Source organism: Afifella pfennigii DSM 17143 (assembly GCF_000688515.1).
Lineage (GTDB): Bacteria > Pseudomonadota > Alphaproteobacteria > Rhizobiales > Afifellaceae > Afifella > Afifella pfennigii.
The window spans coordinates 60921-75042 of record NZ_JHZK01000006.1; the positions used below are offsets into that span (position 1 = coordinate 60921).

Below are 14122 nucleotides of genomic sequence, written 5' to 3' on the forward strand. Positions count from 1 at the left end.
TCTACGCAGCTTCCGCCGGCGCCGCGCTTTCGTTGAGGAACGCCTCGTAGGCGGCCAGGAAGGCGGCCGGCGCCTGGAAATAGATGAGCGCGCCGGTCTTGAACGGCTTCACCGTCCAGTTGTCCTTGGCGCGGGCCCAGTCCGCCTCGCTGAAATCGCCGAAATCCCCTCTCGTGCCGTGCGCCAGAAACACCGGCATCTCAAGCGATTCGTAGACGTTGCGAATATCTTGGCTGAACAGGCGGCCCGAAACGAAGGCATAGGGCGCGTGGCGCGCGCCCGGTTGATGCGTGGTGATGTAGTCGTATTCCAGCAGCTCCTCGTCGATCTCCTTGTCGCCGAAGGTCTTCTGCAGGAAGTAGCGGATCGAGCGCCGGCTGGTGAGGAGGTTGTAGAGCCCCTCGCTCCATAGCGGGAAGGTGAGGGCGCCATAAAGGAATGGTACCTGGCGGCTGGCCTCCGGCGGCCCGCGCCGTTTGCTGGCGCCGCTCTCAAAGCCGGTCGGGGTGACGAAGGCGAGGCTGCGCAGGCGCTCCGGCCGTTCGCTGGCGGCGCGCGCGAGGAACTCCGAGCTCAGCGACACGGCTAGCGCGTCGATTGGCGCCGTGCCCCGCGCCTGCGGGTCGGCGGCGATGACGTCCAGCATGTCGTGCACCGCATCGACGTAAAGGCGGATGTTGTAATCGCGCTCGGAGCGCTCGGAGAAGCCGAAGCCCGGCAGGTCGACCGCATAGACGCGGTGGCTGTCGCGCAGATGCTGGAAGACCGGTCGCACCTCGTAGGCTGAGCCGGCCGCGTTGATGGAATGGATGAGCAGCAGCGGGCTGCCGCTGCCGGCGACATAGTAGGAGAGGCGGCCGGAGCGTCCCTGCGTCTCAAAACGCTCCGCGGGCAGCGAATCGGGCAGGCCCTCGACTGGCCGGCCCGGCTGGCCGACGGAGGCACGAGGTTCCAGCGAGCCCTTGCCGCCCGGGTGTGGCTCGCTCGCCTGTCTTTGCGTGGCGTTCATCGTTCGGGCCCTTTCCTGTGGGTCTTCTTGCATATCGGTTCTCGACAAACGTGAGGCAATGGCTGGCGGTTCCGGCGGCCGCTGGCGCCGCTCCGTAGCCTGCGACTGTAACGACTGTAAAGTTGAGTTGACGCTTCGCGGTGACACTCATATCGTCCACTTCATGTCTCGCTCGGCCTCGATGGCGACCTCATCCGCAAGCCGGCCGGCGCCGTCGGCAGTCCTGGAATTGCTGAAGCCCATCACATGGTTCGCACCCATGTGGGCTTTCGGTTGCGGCGTCGTGTCGTCCGGCGTTCCGATCTCGGAGCGCTGGCCGGTCATGCTCGCCGGCATCGTTCTCGCCGGCCCGATGGTGACCGCGACCAGCCAGGCCGCCAATGACTGGTACGACCGCCATGTCGACGCCATCAACGAGCCGGACAGGCCGATTCCTTCCGGCCGCATTCCCGGCCGCTGGGGCCTTTACATCGCGCTCTTCTGGACGGGGCTGTCGCTTGCCCTGGCCGCGCTGCTCGGCCCCTGGGTCTTCACCGCGGCGGTGATCGGCCTCGTTCTGGCCTGGCTCTATTCCATGCCGCCCGTGCGGCTGAAGAAGAACGGCTGGTGGGGCAACACCGCCGTCGCCGCCTGCTACGAGGGCCTTCCCTGGTTCACCGGCGCCGCCGTCATGGTCGGCGCCTTCCCGGATTGGCGCATCGTCGTCCTCGCCGCGCTCTATTCGGTAGGCGCCCATGGCATCATGACGCTCAACGATTTCAAGGCGGTGGAAGGCGATCTTCGCATGGGCATCCGTTCCCTGCCGGCCCAGCTCGGCGTGGATCGGGCGGCGCGCTTCGCCTGCTGGGTGATGGCGGTGCCGCAGGTCGTGGTGATTGGCCTGCTTCTCCTCTGGGGCGCCCCGATCCATGCCGGCATCGTTGGCGCCTTCCTCCTCGTTCAGTTCTTCCTGATGCTGCGGCTCCTGCAGGCGCCGCGCGAGCGGGCCGCCTGGTACAACGCCACCGGCACGACGCTATACGTCTTCGGCATGCTGGCTTCGGCCTTCGCGCTGCGCGCGATTGGGGGCTGACATGCGTGGGGCGGGCCTTGGCTGGGTTTCCATCGTCCGGCTCGGCCTCGTCCAGGCCTGCCTCGGCGCCATCGTCGTTCTGACTACCTCCACGCTTAACCGCGTCATGGTGGTGGAGCTGGCCCTGCCGGCCACCTTGCCGGGCGCTCTCGTCGGCGTTCACTACGCCGTGCAGATGCTGCGTCCGCGCTGGGGCTACGGCTCCGACATGACGGCACGGCGCACGCCCTGGATTATCGGCGGTATGGCCGTTCTGTGCGCCGGCGGCTTCCTCGCCGCTCTCGCCACCGCCTGGATGGCGAGCGACACCGCCGCCGGCATCGCCCTGGCGGTCTTTGCCTTTTTCGCCATCGGCATCGGTGTCGGCGCTTCCGGCACCTCGCTCCTGGCGCTTTTGGCCGCCAAGGTCGATCCCGGCCGGCGCGCCGCCGCCGCCACGCTGGTCTGGGGCATGATGATCGTCGGCTTCGTCATCACCGCTACCTCCGCCGGGCATTTTCTCGATCCCTTCTCTCCGTCACGTCTCGTGGCGGTGACGGGCGCCGTCGCGCTCAGCGCCTTTATCCTGACCGTCATTGCCGTCTTCGGCGTGGAGCGGGGCGTGGCGCATCCGGACGACCCGCATCCGGCCGGGCGCGATGGCGGCGAGGCCAAGCCAACCTTCCGCCAGGCGCTTGGCGAGGTCTGGGGCGAGACGACGGCACGGCGCTTCACCATCTTCATCTTCGTCTCCATGCTCGCCTACAGTGCCCAGGATTTGGTGCTGGAGCCATTCGCCGGCACCGTCTTCGGCATGACGCCTGGCGAATCGACCAAACTCGCCGGCGTGCAGCATTCCGGCGTGCTTCTCGGCATGCTCACGGTCGGGCTGCTCGGCAGCAATCTTCTCTTCCGCCGTATCGGCACCATGAAGACCTGGACCATCGGCGGCTGCTTTGCCTCCGCGCTGGCTCTCTTCGGTCTCGTCGTTGGCGGTTTCGTCGGCCCGGATTGGCCGATCCGCACCTCCGTCTTCGCGCTGGGTGCGGCCAATGGCGCCTTTGCGGTCGCCGCCATCGCCTCGATGATGGGGCTTGCCGGGGCTGGACGAGCCCGGCGCGAGGGCGTGCGCATGGGCCTTTGGGGCGCCGCTCAGGGTGTCGCTTTCGGGCTCGGGGGTTTTCTCGGCACGGTGGCGATTGATGTGACGAGGGCGATCTTCGCCTCGCCGGTGCCGGCCTATACGCTGGTCTTCGCGGTCGAGGGGCTCGTCTTCATCGTCTCGGCCTGGCTGGCCTTCCGGGTCGATCGGGGAGGCAAGGTGACCTCCGCACCGGTCGATCTGACGGCCGTCGGCAAGGAAACGCTCGTCGGATTAAGGGGGCAGTGAGTGCCATGTCCAATCAAACCTACGATGTAGTCGTGGTCGGCGGCGGGCCGGCCGGCGCCACCGCGGCGATGGATCTCGCCGCCAAGGGCGTCTCCGTTCTGCTTCTGGACCGTGAGGGGCGCATCAAGCCTTGCGGCGGCGCCGTGCCGCCGAGGCTGTTGCGCGATTTCGACGTGCCGCGCTCCATGCTGGTGGCCGAGGTCACCTCCGCGCAGATCGTCTCGCCCACCGATCGGCGCATCGATATGCCGATCGAGAACGGCTATGTCGGCATGGTCGACCGCGAGCATTTTGACGAATGGCTGCGCCAGCGGGCCGCCGAGGCCGGCGCCGAGCGCCGCGCCGGCACTTTCGAGCATTTCAGCCGCGACACGGACGGCACCGCCCTCATTCATTATCGCCCCAAGGGCGCCGATCGCGATGCGCTGGAAACGGTGCGCGCGCGGGCCGTCATCGGCGCCGACGGCGCCAATTCCAACGTCGCCCGCGAGGCGGTGCCGAAATCGGGCAAGGTGCCCTATGTCTTCGCCTATCACGAGATCGTCCGCTCGCCGGACAACGGGGCGGCGCATTTCGACGCCGAGCGCTGCGACGTCTATTACAACGGCAAGATGTCGCCGGACTTCTATTCCTGGATCTTCCCGCATGGCGAGACCACCAGCGTCGGCACCGGCTCGGCCCATAAGGGCTTCTCGCTGAAAGACGCCGTCGGCGATCTGCGCCAGATCTCCGGCCTCGATCTATCGGAGACGATCCGCAAGGAGGGCGCGCCGATCCCCTTGAAGCCGCGCAAGAAGTGGGACAACGACCGCGACGTCGTTCTGGCCGGCGACGCGGCGGGCGTCGTCGCGCCGGCCTCCGGCGAGGGTATCTATTATGCCATGGTCTGCGGCCGTCTTGCCGGCGAGGCGGTGGAGGTCTTCCTGCAGACGGGCGATGCGCGCGAGCTCGCCATGGCGCGCAAGCGCTTCATGAAGGAGCATGGCCGCGTCTTCTGGATCCTCGGGATGATGCAGCATTTCTGGTATTCCAGCGACAAGCGTCGCGAGCGCTTCGTGTCGATGTGCGCCGACCCCGACGTCCAGCGCCTCACCTGGGAGGCCTATATGAACAAGCGCCTCGTCAAGGCGCGGCCGGGCGCCCATATGCGCATCTTCTTCAAGGACGTGGCGCATCTTCTCGGCCTCATCTCGCCGGGGCACGCCTCCAGGTCGTAGCAAGGGCGGCGCGCCGAGGGCCGATTTGATGAGTGAGTTCTTTGCCAGCGGTCTCGTCGTCGACGCCATCGCGGCGCTGATGCTGGTGGAGGGCATCGCCATCTTCCTGTGGCGGCGGCGCACCGGACAGGGGCTCGCCCCGCTCGACCTTCTCTTCAACCTTGCCGCGGGGCTCTTCCTGCTTCTGGCTCTGCGCGCTTCGCTGACCGACGCCGGCTGGCAGGCGGTGGCGCTGTTCCTGGCGCTCGCCGGCATCGCCCATGTCGCCGACATGCTGCGCCGCTGGCAGGGGGCGCCGCCAAGTTGACGGCGGGCGCTCCTCGCCGCTAAAGCGCGGGACCAGAAAGGTCCCCAAAGTGTCAGAGAAAATCCGTATCGGCGTCCTCGGCGCCTCCGGCTACACCGGCGCCGATCTCGTCCGGCTCGCCGCCCGGCATCCGAAGGTCGACATCGCCGCGCTCACCGCCAACACCCATGCCGGCAAAGCGATGGGCGAGGTCTTTCCGCATCTTGCCCTTCTCGATCTGCCGCGCCTCACGCCCTGGGAAGAGGTCGACTGGACAAAGCTCGACGCCGTCTTCTGCGGCCTGCCGCACGGCACCACGCAGGAGATCACCGCCGCCGTACTGGAGGCGAATCCCGAAGCGCGCATCATCGACATGTCGGCCGATTTCCGCCTGCGCGAGCGCGCGACCTACGCCGAATGGTACGGTCACGAGCACCGCGCGCCGGCGCTGCAGGAAGAGGCCGTCTACGGCCTTACGGAGCATTACCGTGCGGAGATCCGCGATGCGCGGCTGATCGCCTGTCCGGGCTGCTATCCGACGGCGGCGCTGCTGGCGCTCTTGCCGCTGGTGCGCGCCGGTCTCGTCGTGGCCGAGGATATCCTCATCGATGCCAAATCGGGCGTGACCGGAGCGGGCAGGGGCCTGAAGCAGAACACGCTCTTTGCCGAAGCCGGGGAGGGGCTGTCGCCCTATTCGGTCGCCAGGCACCGGCACGCGCCGGAAATCGAGCAGGAGCTTGGCCGCGCCGCCGGACAAAACCTCACCGTCAATTTCACCCCGCACCTCATCCCGATGAGCCGGGGCGAGCTCGTCACCTGCTATCTGCGCCTTGCTGGCGGGGCGAGCGCGGAGGATCTGCGCCAGCGCCTCGCTGAGGATTACGCCGGCGAGCCCTTCGTCAAGGTGGCGCCGGAAGGCGTCGTCCCGCAGACGCAGAATGTGCGCGGCTCCAACTACGCGCAGGTCGGCGTCTTCGCCGACCGCATCGCCGGGCGGGCCATCGTCGTCGCCGTCATCGACAACCTGGTGAAGGGCTCCGCCGGCCAGGCGCTGCAGAACATGAACGTCGCTTTCGCCCTGGAGGAGAGCGAGGGGCTCTTGCAGCTTCCCCTGTTCCCCTAGCCGGAACGACAAGCGGGCCCCGAAGGGCCCGCAAATTTCTTCTCAGTCGGCGCGCCGTTCCTAGAGGAAGGAGCGGCGCTGCCACCAGCCGACCCGTTTCGGGCGGTCCGCCTCTTCGGCGCGCGTTCCCGCGCCCGCCTTTTCCGGCTCCTTCTCCTCTTCCTCCGCCGGCTCTTCGGCCGTGCCTTCCGGCTCGCTCGGCTCTTCCTCACCGGCTTCGGCGGCGGGCCCCGGACCGTTAAAGGAAGCCGATGCTACCGCTTCGGCGGGCTGCTTTTCGGCCTCTGCGACGGCGGCGACCGGCTCGGCCTCGGTCGGTTCCGGCGTAGCGGCGACCTCGGCAGGCTCCGGTGCCGGCACGCTCTCCACGATTTCGACGGCCTCGGCGGTGACGGCAGGCGTCTCGGCGCTTTCGGCCGGTTCCTCGCGCTGCGGCTCGGCCTCCGGAGCGGGCTCGCTCTCCTGCGAGCTCTCCTCGCTGCCTTCCTCGCCGTCCTCGCCCGTCATCTCGGCCTTATCGTCACGGCTGCGGCTGCGCCGACGTCCGCCGCGCCTTCCGCGCCTGCGCTTCTTGCGCGGAGTTTCCTCGCCGTCCTCGTCTTCCTCGCCGCGCGCTTCCTGAGCTTCCTCGCTGGGCTCCTCGGCGGTTTCGGCCTCGACCTTCTCCTTGTCGGGGCGGCTTGGCCGCCGGCGCCGGCGCCGGCCGCGACGCGAGCCTTCGCCGCCTTCCTCCTCCTCCTCCTCTTCGGCCTTCTCGGCCGCTTCCTTTTCCAGGTCGGAGACGTCGAGCATCGCCACGGCCGATGTGCGCGTCGGCGGCGGCGCTTCCGAGCTCTCGGCCTTGTCGATGGCGAAGCCCGAAGCCGCGCCGGGCGCATCGCCCGTCACGGTGATCTGCACGCCGAAGCGCTGCTCCAGCTCGGCCAGATGCGTGCGCTTCTGGTTGAGCACGTAAAGCGCCACGTCCGGCCGCGTGGAGACGACGAGATTGCGGCTCCTGTCCTGCAACAGATGCTCTTCCAGCATGCGCAAGATCTGCAGCGCCAAGGAGGCGACGGAACGCACCTGCCCGGTGCCGTGGCAGGCATGGCAGGTGGCTGTGGAGCTTTCCAGGACGCCGGTCCTGAGGCGTTGGCGCGACATCTCCATCAGGCCGAAATGCGAGATGCGACCGAGCTGGATGCGCGCCCGGTCGAAGCGCAGGCATTCCTTCAGCTTGCGCTCCACGGAACGGTTGTTGCGCTTTTCCTCCATATCGATGAAGTCGATGACGATGAGCCCGGCAAGGTCGCGCAGCCTGAGCTGGCGGGCGACCTCCTCGGCCGCTTCCAGATTGGTTCTGAGTGCCGTGTCCTCGATGGAATGCTCGCGCGTGGAGCGGCCGGAATTGACGTCGATGGCGACCAGCGCTTCCGTCTGGTTGATGACGATATAGCCGCCGGAGCGCAGGGTGACCTGCGGCAGGAACATCGCTTCCAGCTGCTTCTCCACGCTGTGGCGCGAGAACAGGGGAGCGGTTTCGCGGTAAGGCTGCACGTTCTTGGCATGGCTCGGCATGAGCATGCGCATGAAGTCCTTGGCCTCGCGATAGGCCTCCTCGCCGGCGACGATCACCTGGTCGATTTCACGCGAGTAGAGGTCCCGGATGGAGCGCTTGACCAGGCTGCCTTCCTCGTAGACCAGCGTCGGCGCGCTGGATTTCAGCGTCAGCTCGCGCACATTCTCCCACAGGCGCAGAAGGTACTCAAAGTCGCGCTTGATCTCCGTCTTGGTGCGCGAGGCGCCGGCGGTCCTGAGGATGACGCCCATGGAGGGCGGCACTTCCAACTCCTGGGCGACCGATTTCAGACGCTTGCGGTCGGCCGGATCGGTGATCTTGCGCGAGATGCCGCCGCCACGCCCGGTATTGGGCATGAGAACGGAATACCGGCCCGCAAGCGAGAGATAGGTTGTCAGCGCCGCGCCCTTGTTGCCGCGCTCTTCCTTCACGACCTGGACGAGCAGAACCTGTCGGCGCTTGATCACCTCCTGGATCTTGTATTGCCGCGGGCGCGAGCGGCGCCGCTCCGGCACCTCCTCCATGGCATCCTCGGCGCCGACGCTCTCCACGCTGTCGTTTTCGCCGTCCTCGCCGGCTCCCGCCTCGCCGTCGCCGCCATCCTCGTCATCGCCGGCGGCTTCATCTCGCTTGCCGGTGGGGCTATCGGGCTCCTCGTCCGCGCCGTTGTCGTCGTCGCTGTCGGAGGCTTCGGCGGCGAGCAGCGCCTGCCGGTCGGCATAGGGGATTTGGTAGTAGTCGGGGTGGATTTCGGAAAAGGCGAGGAAGCCGTGACGGTTGCCGCCGTAATCCACGAAGGCGGCTTGGAGCGAGGGTTCGACCCTCGTGACCTTGGCTAGATAGATATTGCCCCTGAGCTGTCGCCTTTCCGCCGATTCGAAATCGAATTCTTCAACCTTGTCCCCGCGCAGCACCACAACCCGGGTTTCCTCCGGGTGGGCCGCGTCGATGAGCATCTTGTTCGACATAGTGTGTGACTCCGCCCCTGGCCGGATAAGCGGTAGGCGCGAACGCTCCTCGCGCGCGGCCGGGACTGTAAGTGAATGAAAAGTTGAGACGTGCCTGAGGCACGCGCCGCCGAAGCTCTGGCAGCCCGGCCGCGTATGCCGCGGGCGGGGGGGTCAGCTGCTGAGCGGTGCGGGCGCGGTCACCCATGGACTGCCTTTCGCAAGTTTCGGGCGGCATCCGGCCGCCCCTGACCAGCCTTTTACGCTGGTCCGTCTTCGCCCCCGACCCGCCCGGTGAGAAGGGCGTCTTTTCGTTACCCGACGCCGCACCGATGACAGATGGGGAAGAATCCGTCATGCTTCTATTATAAACGAGCTTCGTCCGATTCAAGAGAACGTTGCGGCCGGGCGGACGCAAAAGCTGCGAAAGGGCCCGCCTTCGCCTCGCCACATCCACCCGCAACAAAGCTGCGTTCCGCTTTGACCGCAGAGATGCCCGAATGCTCCGTTTGGCTGCCTATCTCGCCGCATCGGCCTTGTACCTGGCTTCCGCTGCCGGTGTCCTCGCGGCCGATGTCACCGACATCCGCGTTGTCGGTGACGAGGCTCGCACCCGCATGGTGGTGGAGCTTACCGGCGAGCCGCGCTTTCATATCCTGAAGCTGGATGCGCCTTATCGCCTCGTCGTCGATCTGCCGGAAACGGCCTTTGAGGCGGAGGCCGCCAAGAGGCAGGCGCTGGGTCTCGTCGCCGATTACCGTTTCGGGCAGATAGCGCCTGGCAAGGGGCGTATCGTCCTTGATCTGGCGGGTCCGGTAGCGGTGGAGAAATCCTACCTGCTTCCCTCTGTCGGCGACCAGCCGGGCCGGCTGGTTCTCGATCTGGTTCCGACGAGCCGCGAGACGTTTCTGAAGGATGTCGGGCAGGAGGCGACGCGCGCCGACCGGGCGCAGGCGGCGCCGAAGCTCGCCTCGCTGGGCAAGGGCGACCGGCTTGGCCAGAGCGCCGCCGGCAAGCCGGTCGTGGTCATCGATCCCGGCCATGGCGGCATCGATTCGGGGGCGCGAAGCAGCGACGGCCTTTTTGAGAAGGACATCACCTTGCGTTTTTCCAAGGCGCTCGCGGAAGCTCTGGCGAAGAGCGGCAAGACACGGCCGGTCCTGACCCGCGAGGAGGATATCTTCCTGTCTTTGCGCGAACGCGTCGAATTCGCGCGTGCGCGCGGCGCGGCGCTCTTCATCTCCGTGCATGCCGATACCGTGCCGCAGGATTACGTGCGCGGCGCGACGGTCTACACGCTGTCGGAAGAAGCCTCCGACGTCCTGGCCGCACGGCTCGCCGCCCGCGAGAACCGCGCCGATGTTCTCGCCGGTCTGGCCATTGAGGATCAGCCCGACGAGGTCGCCAACATCCTCTTCGATCTCGCCCGGCGCGAGACGCGCAATCTTTCCATGCGTTTTGCTTCCGATCTTGTCGCCGATCTCGGCGCGGCCATGACGCTGAACAAGAAGCCGCGCCGCGGCGCTTCTTTCCGGGTCTTGAAGGCGCCGGACGTGCCTTCGGTGCTCCTGGAACTCGGTTATTTGTCGAACGAGCTTGATGCCAAGCTGTTGAAATCGGAAGAATGGCAGGTGCGCGCGACAGAGGCCGTGGCGAGCTCGGTGGAAAAATATCTCGCTTTGCCAGGCATTGCCGGGCGCTGAATGAGCGGATACGCCTTGTGATCGAGCGAGGAAAATGTGGGCGATCGGCCGCAAATCGGCCGGCTGGCCTCAGTTTCATCACAAAGCTGGAGGAAGCGGGGAGATCGCTTTTCCGGCATGATGCAAGAAGATAGGGCGCGTTTTTCATGCTCTTGCGGCTGATCGGTTACCTTTTCGGCATCGGTGCCCTCCTGGCACTGTGCGTGGCAGCGGTCGCTGGCTTTCTCCTGCACCGCTACAGCCAGGACTTGCCGGATTACGACGTGCTGGCGCAATACGAGCCGCCGGTGATGACGCGTATCCACGCCGCCGACGGCCAGCTGGTGGCCGAATATGCGCGCGAGCGTCGTCTCTACCTGCCGATCCAGGCCATCCCCGATCTCGTCAAGGCGGCCTATCTCTCCGCCGAGGACAAGAATTTCTACTCCCATCCCGGCATCGACGTGGAAGGCATCGCTCGCGCCGTCGTCACCAATTTGAAGAACCGCGGCGCCAAGCTGCAGGGCGCCTCCACCATCACCCAGCAGGTCGCCAAGAACTTCCTGCTCTCCAACGAGCGGACCTATGAGCGCAAGATCAAGGAAGCGCTCTTGTCGCTGCGCATCGAGCAGGCCTATTCCAAGGACCGCATTCTGGAGCTTTACCTCAACGAGATCTATCTCGGCCTCGGCTCTTACGGTATCGCCGCCGCGGCGCTCAATTACTTCGACAAGTCCGTCAATGAGCTGACCTTGACGGAGGCCGCCTATCTCGCCGCCCTGCCGAAGGCGCCGGAAAACTACCATCCCTTCCGCGATACGGAGCGGGCGATCGAGCGCCGCAACTGGGTTCTCGATCAGATGCTGGAGAACGGCTATATCCGCGCCGCCGATGCCGACGCGGCCAAGGCCGCGCCTCTCGGCGTCAATCCGCGCCCGCGCGGCGGCTATCTCTTCGCCTCCGAGTTCTTTGCCGAAGAGGTGCGTCGCCGCTTGATCGACATGTACGGCGCCGACAAGCTCTACGAGGGCGGTCTGTCGGTGCGTACGACGCTCGACCCGCAGCTTCAGGCTCTGGCGCGCGCCGCCCTGCACAAGGGACTTATCGCCTTCGACGAACAGCGCGGCTATCGCGGGCCCGTAGAGCGTATCGACATCGCTGGCGATTGGGGCGCTTCTCTCGGCAAGGTGAGGGAGTTGGCGGACGTTCCGGAATGGAAGCTGGCCGTGGTGCTCGGCGCCGACGAGCAGGAAGCCGATATCGGTCTGAGGCCGAGCCGGCTCGTCTCCGGCGATCTCTCCGAGGAGCGCAAGACGGGCGTGGTGCCGCTGGAGCAGATGCGCTGGGCGAAGAGCAATCTGCGCCGCGCCAGCGATGTCGTGGCTCCCGGCGACGTCATCTATGTGGAGGAGGTGAAGGGCGAGGAGGGGATCTACCGCCTGCGCCAGGCGCCGAAGATCCAGGGCGCGCTCGTCGCGATAGACCCCTATACGGGCCGCGTACGCGCCATGGTCGGCGGCTTTTCCTTCGACGAGACCAAGTTCAACCGGGCCACGCAGGCCTATCGCCAGCCCGGCTCTTCCTTCAAGCCCTTCGTCTATTCGACGGCTCTCGACAACGGCTACACGCCCTCTTCGGTGGTTATGGACGCGCCGATTGAGATCCGCGTCGGCGACGAAGTCTGGCGGCCGCAGAACTATTCGCGCGAATATTACGGACCGTCGACGCTGCGCCTCGGCATCGAGAAGTCGCGCAACGTCATGACGGTGCGCCTTGCCCAGGATATGGGCATGCCGCTGGTGGCCGAATATGCCGAGCGCTTCGGCATCTACGACGATTTGAAGCCCTATCTGCCGATGGCGCTCGGTGCCGGCGAGACCACCGTGCTGCGCCTTTCCACCGCCTATGCGACGATTGCCAATGGCGGGCGCAAGATCAACGCCACCTTGATCGACCGCATCCAGGATCGTTACGGCCGCACCATCTACCAGCACGATCAGCGCGAGTGTCAGGGCTGCGAAGCTGAGAGCTGGCAGGGCCAGGCCGAGCCGGAGCTGATCGACCAGCGCGAGCAGATCCTCGACCCGCTGACCGCCTATCAGATCACCTCCATGATGGAAGGCGTAGTGCAGCGCGGCACCGCCACCCGCGTCCAGGCCGTGGGCAAGCCGATCGCCGGCAAGACCGGCACCACCAACGAGGAAAAGGACGCCTGGTTCATGGGCTTTTCGCCCGATCTCGTTGTCGGCGTCTTCGTCGGCTACGACCAGCCCAAGCCGATGGGCCGCGGCATGACCGGCGGCAGGCTGGCGGCGCCGATCTTCACCGACTTCATGAAGGTGGCGCTGGCCGACGAGCCGGCCAAGCCGTTCCAGGTTCCGCCCGGCATCCAGCTCATCCCGATCGACCGGCGCACCGGCCTCAGGGCCACCGGCGCGGAGGGCGAAGCCGTCATCATGGAGGCCTTCAAGCCGGGCACGGCGCCGCCCTCCACCTATTCCATCATCGGCTACCAGGATTCCATGGGCCAGCCGCTGACGGTGACGCCGGAGGCCGACCGGGCCATTGCAACCGGCACCGGCGGGCTTTACTAGCCAAACCTATATTCCGGGCAGGGCGATACCGGCGAGGGCGGTGAAGAGCCTCGCCGCCCGCGCCCGCCCGACCATCCGTGCCGCAACCGGCCCCTTGGGGCCAATGCCGCAAAGAGGAGCATATGCGCGCCGAAATCGAAGCCATGGTCGACGAGATCAGGGAAGCCGTGACCCTGATAAGGAGGCATCTTTGACTGGGATACGGCCGAAAAACGTCTAGCTGCCCTCAACGCCCGGGTTGAGGATCCCGGCCTCTGGGACGATCCGCAGGCGGCCCAGAAGGTGATGCGCGAGCGCCAGCGCCTGGAGACCTCCCTCGGCGCCGTGCGCGAGCTGGAGACCGCTCTCACCGACAATATCGAGCTTGTCGAGCTGGCCGAGGAGGAGGGCGACGAGACGGTTCGCGCCGAGGCGGAGAAAGCCTTGGGAACCCTCCACAAGGAAGCCCAGCGCCGCCAGGTGGAGGCGCTCTTGTCCGGCGAGGCGGACCATTCCGACGCCTATCTGGAGGTGCATGCAGGCGCCGGCGGCACGGAGAGCCAGGACTGGGCCTCCATGCTCCTGCGCATGTACATGCGCTGGGGCGAGCGCAGCGGCTTTACCGTCGAGCTCATCTCGCACACCGATGGCGAGGAGGCGGGCATCAAGGCGGCGACGATCCTCGTCAAGGGCGACAACGCCTATGGCTGGCTGAAGACCGAATCGGGCGTGCATCGGTTGGTGCGCATCTCGCCCTTCGACAGCCAGGCGCGCCGCCACACCTCCTTCTCCTCCGTCTGGGTCTATCCGGTCATCGACGACAACATCGAGATCGAGATCCAGGACAAGGATATCCGCATCGACACCTACCGCTCCTCCGGCGCGGGCGGACAGCACGTCAACACCACCGATTCGGCGGTACGCATCACCCATCTGCCGACCGGCATCGTGGTGACCTCCTCCGAGAAGTCGCAGCATCAGAACCGCGCCAACGCCATGAAGGCGCTGAAGTCGCGTCTCTACGAGCTGGAGCTGAAGAAGCGCGAGGAATCGATCCAGGAGCAGCATGAGGCGAAGTCGGAGATCGGCTGGGGCCACCAGATCCGCTCCTACGTGCTGCAGCCCTATCAGCTGGTGAAGGACATGCGCACCGGCGTGGAACACACCACGCCCTCCGAAGTGCTCGACGGCGATCTCGACCGCTTCATGGAGGCGGCGCTGGCCGAACGTGTGGGCAGCGGCCAGAGCGAGGGCGAGGAAGCGGCGGAATAGGCTGTCGGATGCGA

10 protein-coding genes are annotated in these 14122 nt (G+C 66.5%); 8 read left to right on the forward strand and 2 right to left on the reverse strand.

The genetic code is table 11. The annotated features are described in order from the left end of the window. Position 1: 1 nt before the first annotated feature. Positions 2-1009, reverse strand: a complete 1008-nt coding sequence (locus Q331_RS20415) for an alpha/beta fold hydrolase (RefSeq protein WP_084174848.1) — start codon at positions 1007-1009, stop codon at positions 2-4. A gap of 163 nt (positions 1010-1172) precedes the next feature. Between Q331_RS20415 and chlG the strand changes: the two genes are divergently transcribed. From chlG to argC, 5 genes are read left to right on the forward strand one after another with little or no spacing between them, the layout of a single operon-like run. Continuing rightward, positions 1173-2081 (forward strand): chlorophyll synthase ChlG, encoded by a 909-nt coding sequence (gene chlG / locus Q331_RS0106880; protein ID WP_084174850.1) that lies wholly within the window; start codon positions 1173-1175, stop codon positions 2079-2081. A gap of 1 nt (position 2082) precedes the next feature. Beyond that, the gene (locus tag Q331_RS20420) at positions 2083-3450 is read left to right on the forward strand and encodes a BCD family MFS transporter (protein ID WP_034491336.1); all 1368 of its coding nucleotides are present in this window, start codon (positions 2083-2085) and stop codon (positions 3448-3450) included. Between the two features lie 5 nt (positions 3451-3455). Continuing rightward, positions 3456-4667: a geranylgeranyl diphosphate reductase gene (locus Q331_RS0106890; protein WP_034491339.1), complete on the forward strand. Its 1212-nt coding sequence runs from the start codon at positions 3456-3458 to the stop codon at positions 4665-4667. 28 nt (positions 4668-4695) lie between these two features. Next, a complete protein-coding gene (locus tag Q331_RS0106895) occupies positions 4696-4974 on the forward strand; it encodes a hypothetical protein (RefSeq protein WP_026380074.1) in 279 nt (92 codons plus the stop codon). A gap of 49 nt (positions 4975-5023) precedes the next feature. Then, positions 5024-6076: an N-acetyl-gamma-glutamyl-phosphate reductase gene (gene argC, locus Q331_RS0106900; RefSeq protein WP_026380075.1), complete on the forward strand. Its 1053-nt coding sequence runs from the start codon at positions 5024-5026 to the stop codon at positions 6074-6076. Positions 6077-6136: 60 nt separating this feature from the next. On the opposite strand, the gene Q331_RS0106905 is transcribed toward argC, so the two are convergent. Further along, a complete protein-coding gene (locus tag Q331_RS0106905) occupies positions 6137-8602 on the reverse strand; it encodes an Rne/Rng family ribonuclease (protein WP_026380076.1) in 2466 nt (821 codons plus the stop codon). A gap of 479 nt (positions 8603-9081) precedes the next feature. Between Q331_RS0106905 and Q331_RS0106910 the strand changes: the two genes are divergently transcribed. The 3 genes from Q331_RS0106910 (at position 9082) to prfB (ending at position 14108) form a co-directional block, all read left to right on the forward strand. Beyond that, positions 9082-10284, forward strand: a complete 1203-nt coding sequence (locus tag Q331_RS0106910) for an N-acetylmuramoyl-L-alanine amidase (protein ID WP_026380077.1) — start codon at positions 9082-9084, stop codon at positions 10282-10284. A gap of 146 nt (positions 10285-10430) precedes the next feature. Further along, entirely contained in the window at positions 10431-12857 is a 2427-nt protein-coding gene (locus tag Q331_RS0106915) for a penicillin-binding protein 1A (protein WP_026380078.1), read from the forward strand. A gap of 122 nt (positions 12858-12979) precedes the next feature. Further along, positions 12980-14108, forward strand: a protein-coding gene (prfB, locus tag Q331_RS20425) for a peptide chain release factor 2 (protein ID WP_156953283.1) whose coding sequence is annotated in 2 segments (ribosomal slippage) — positions 12980-13048 and positions 13050-14108 — 1128 coding nt in all. Because the reading frame shifts where the segments join, the coding sequence is not laid out codon by codon here. Positions 14109-14122 lie beyond the last annotated feature (14 nt).

Bases quoted from the DNA above. Each gene is read 5' to 3' on its own strand.
- Q331_RS20415 (WP_084174848.1), bottom strand. From the start codon at position 1,009: ATGAACGCCACGCAAAGACAGGCGAGCGAGCCACACCCGGGCGGCAAG.
- chlG (WP_084174850.1), top strand. From the start codon at position 1,173: ATGTCTCGCTCGGCCTCGATGGCGACCTCATCCGCAAGCCGGCCGGCG.
- Q331_RS20420 (WP_034491336.1), top strand. From the start codon at position 2,083: ATGCGTGGGGCGGGCCTTGGCTGGGTTTCCATCGTCCGGCTCGGCCTC.
- Q331_RS0106890 (WP_034491339.1), top strand. From the start codon at position 3,456: ATGTCCAATCAAACCTACGATGTAGTCGTGGTCGGCGGCGGGCCGGCC.
- Q331_RS0106895 (WP_026380074.1), top strand. From the start codon at position 4,696: ATGAGTGAGTTCTTTGCCAGCGGTCTCGTCGTCGACGCCATCGCGGCG.
- Q331_RS0106905 (WP_026380076.1), bottom strand. From the start codon at position 8,602: ATGTCGAACAAGATGCTCATCGACGCGGCCCACCCGGAGGAAACCCGG.
- Q331_RS0106910 (WP_026380077.1), top strand. From the start codon at position 9,082: ATGCTCCGTTTGGCTGCCTATCTCGCCGCATCGGCCTTGTACCTGGCT.
- Q331_RS0106915 (WP_026380078.1), top strand. From the start codon at position 10,431: ATGCTCTTGCGGCTGATCGGTTACCTTTTCGGCATCGGTGCCCTCCTG.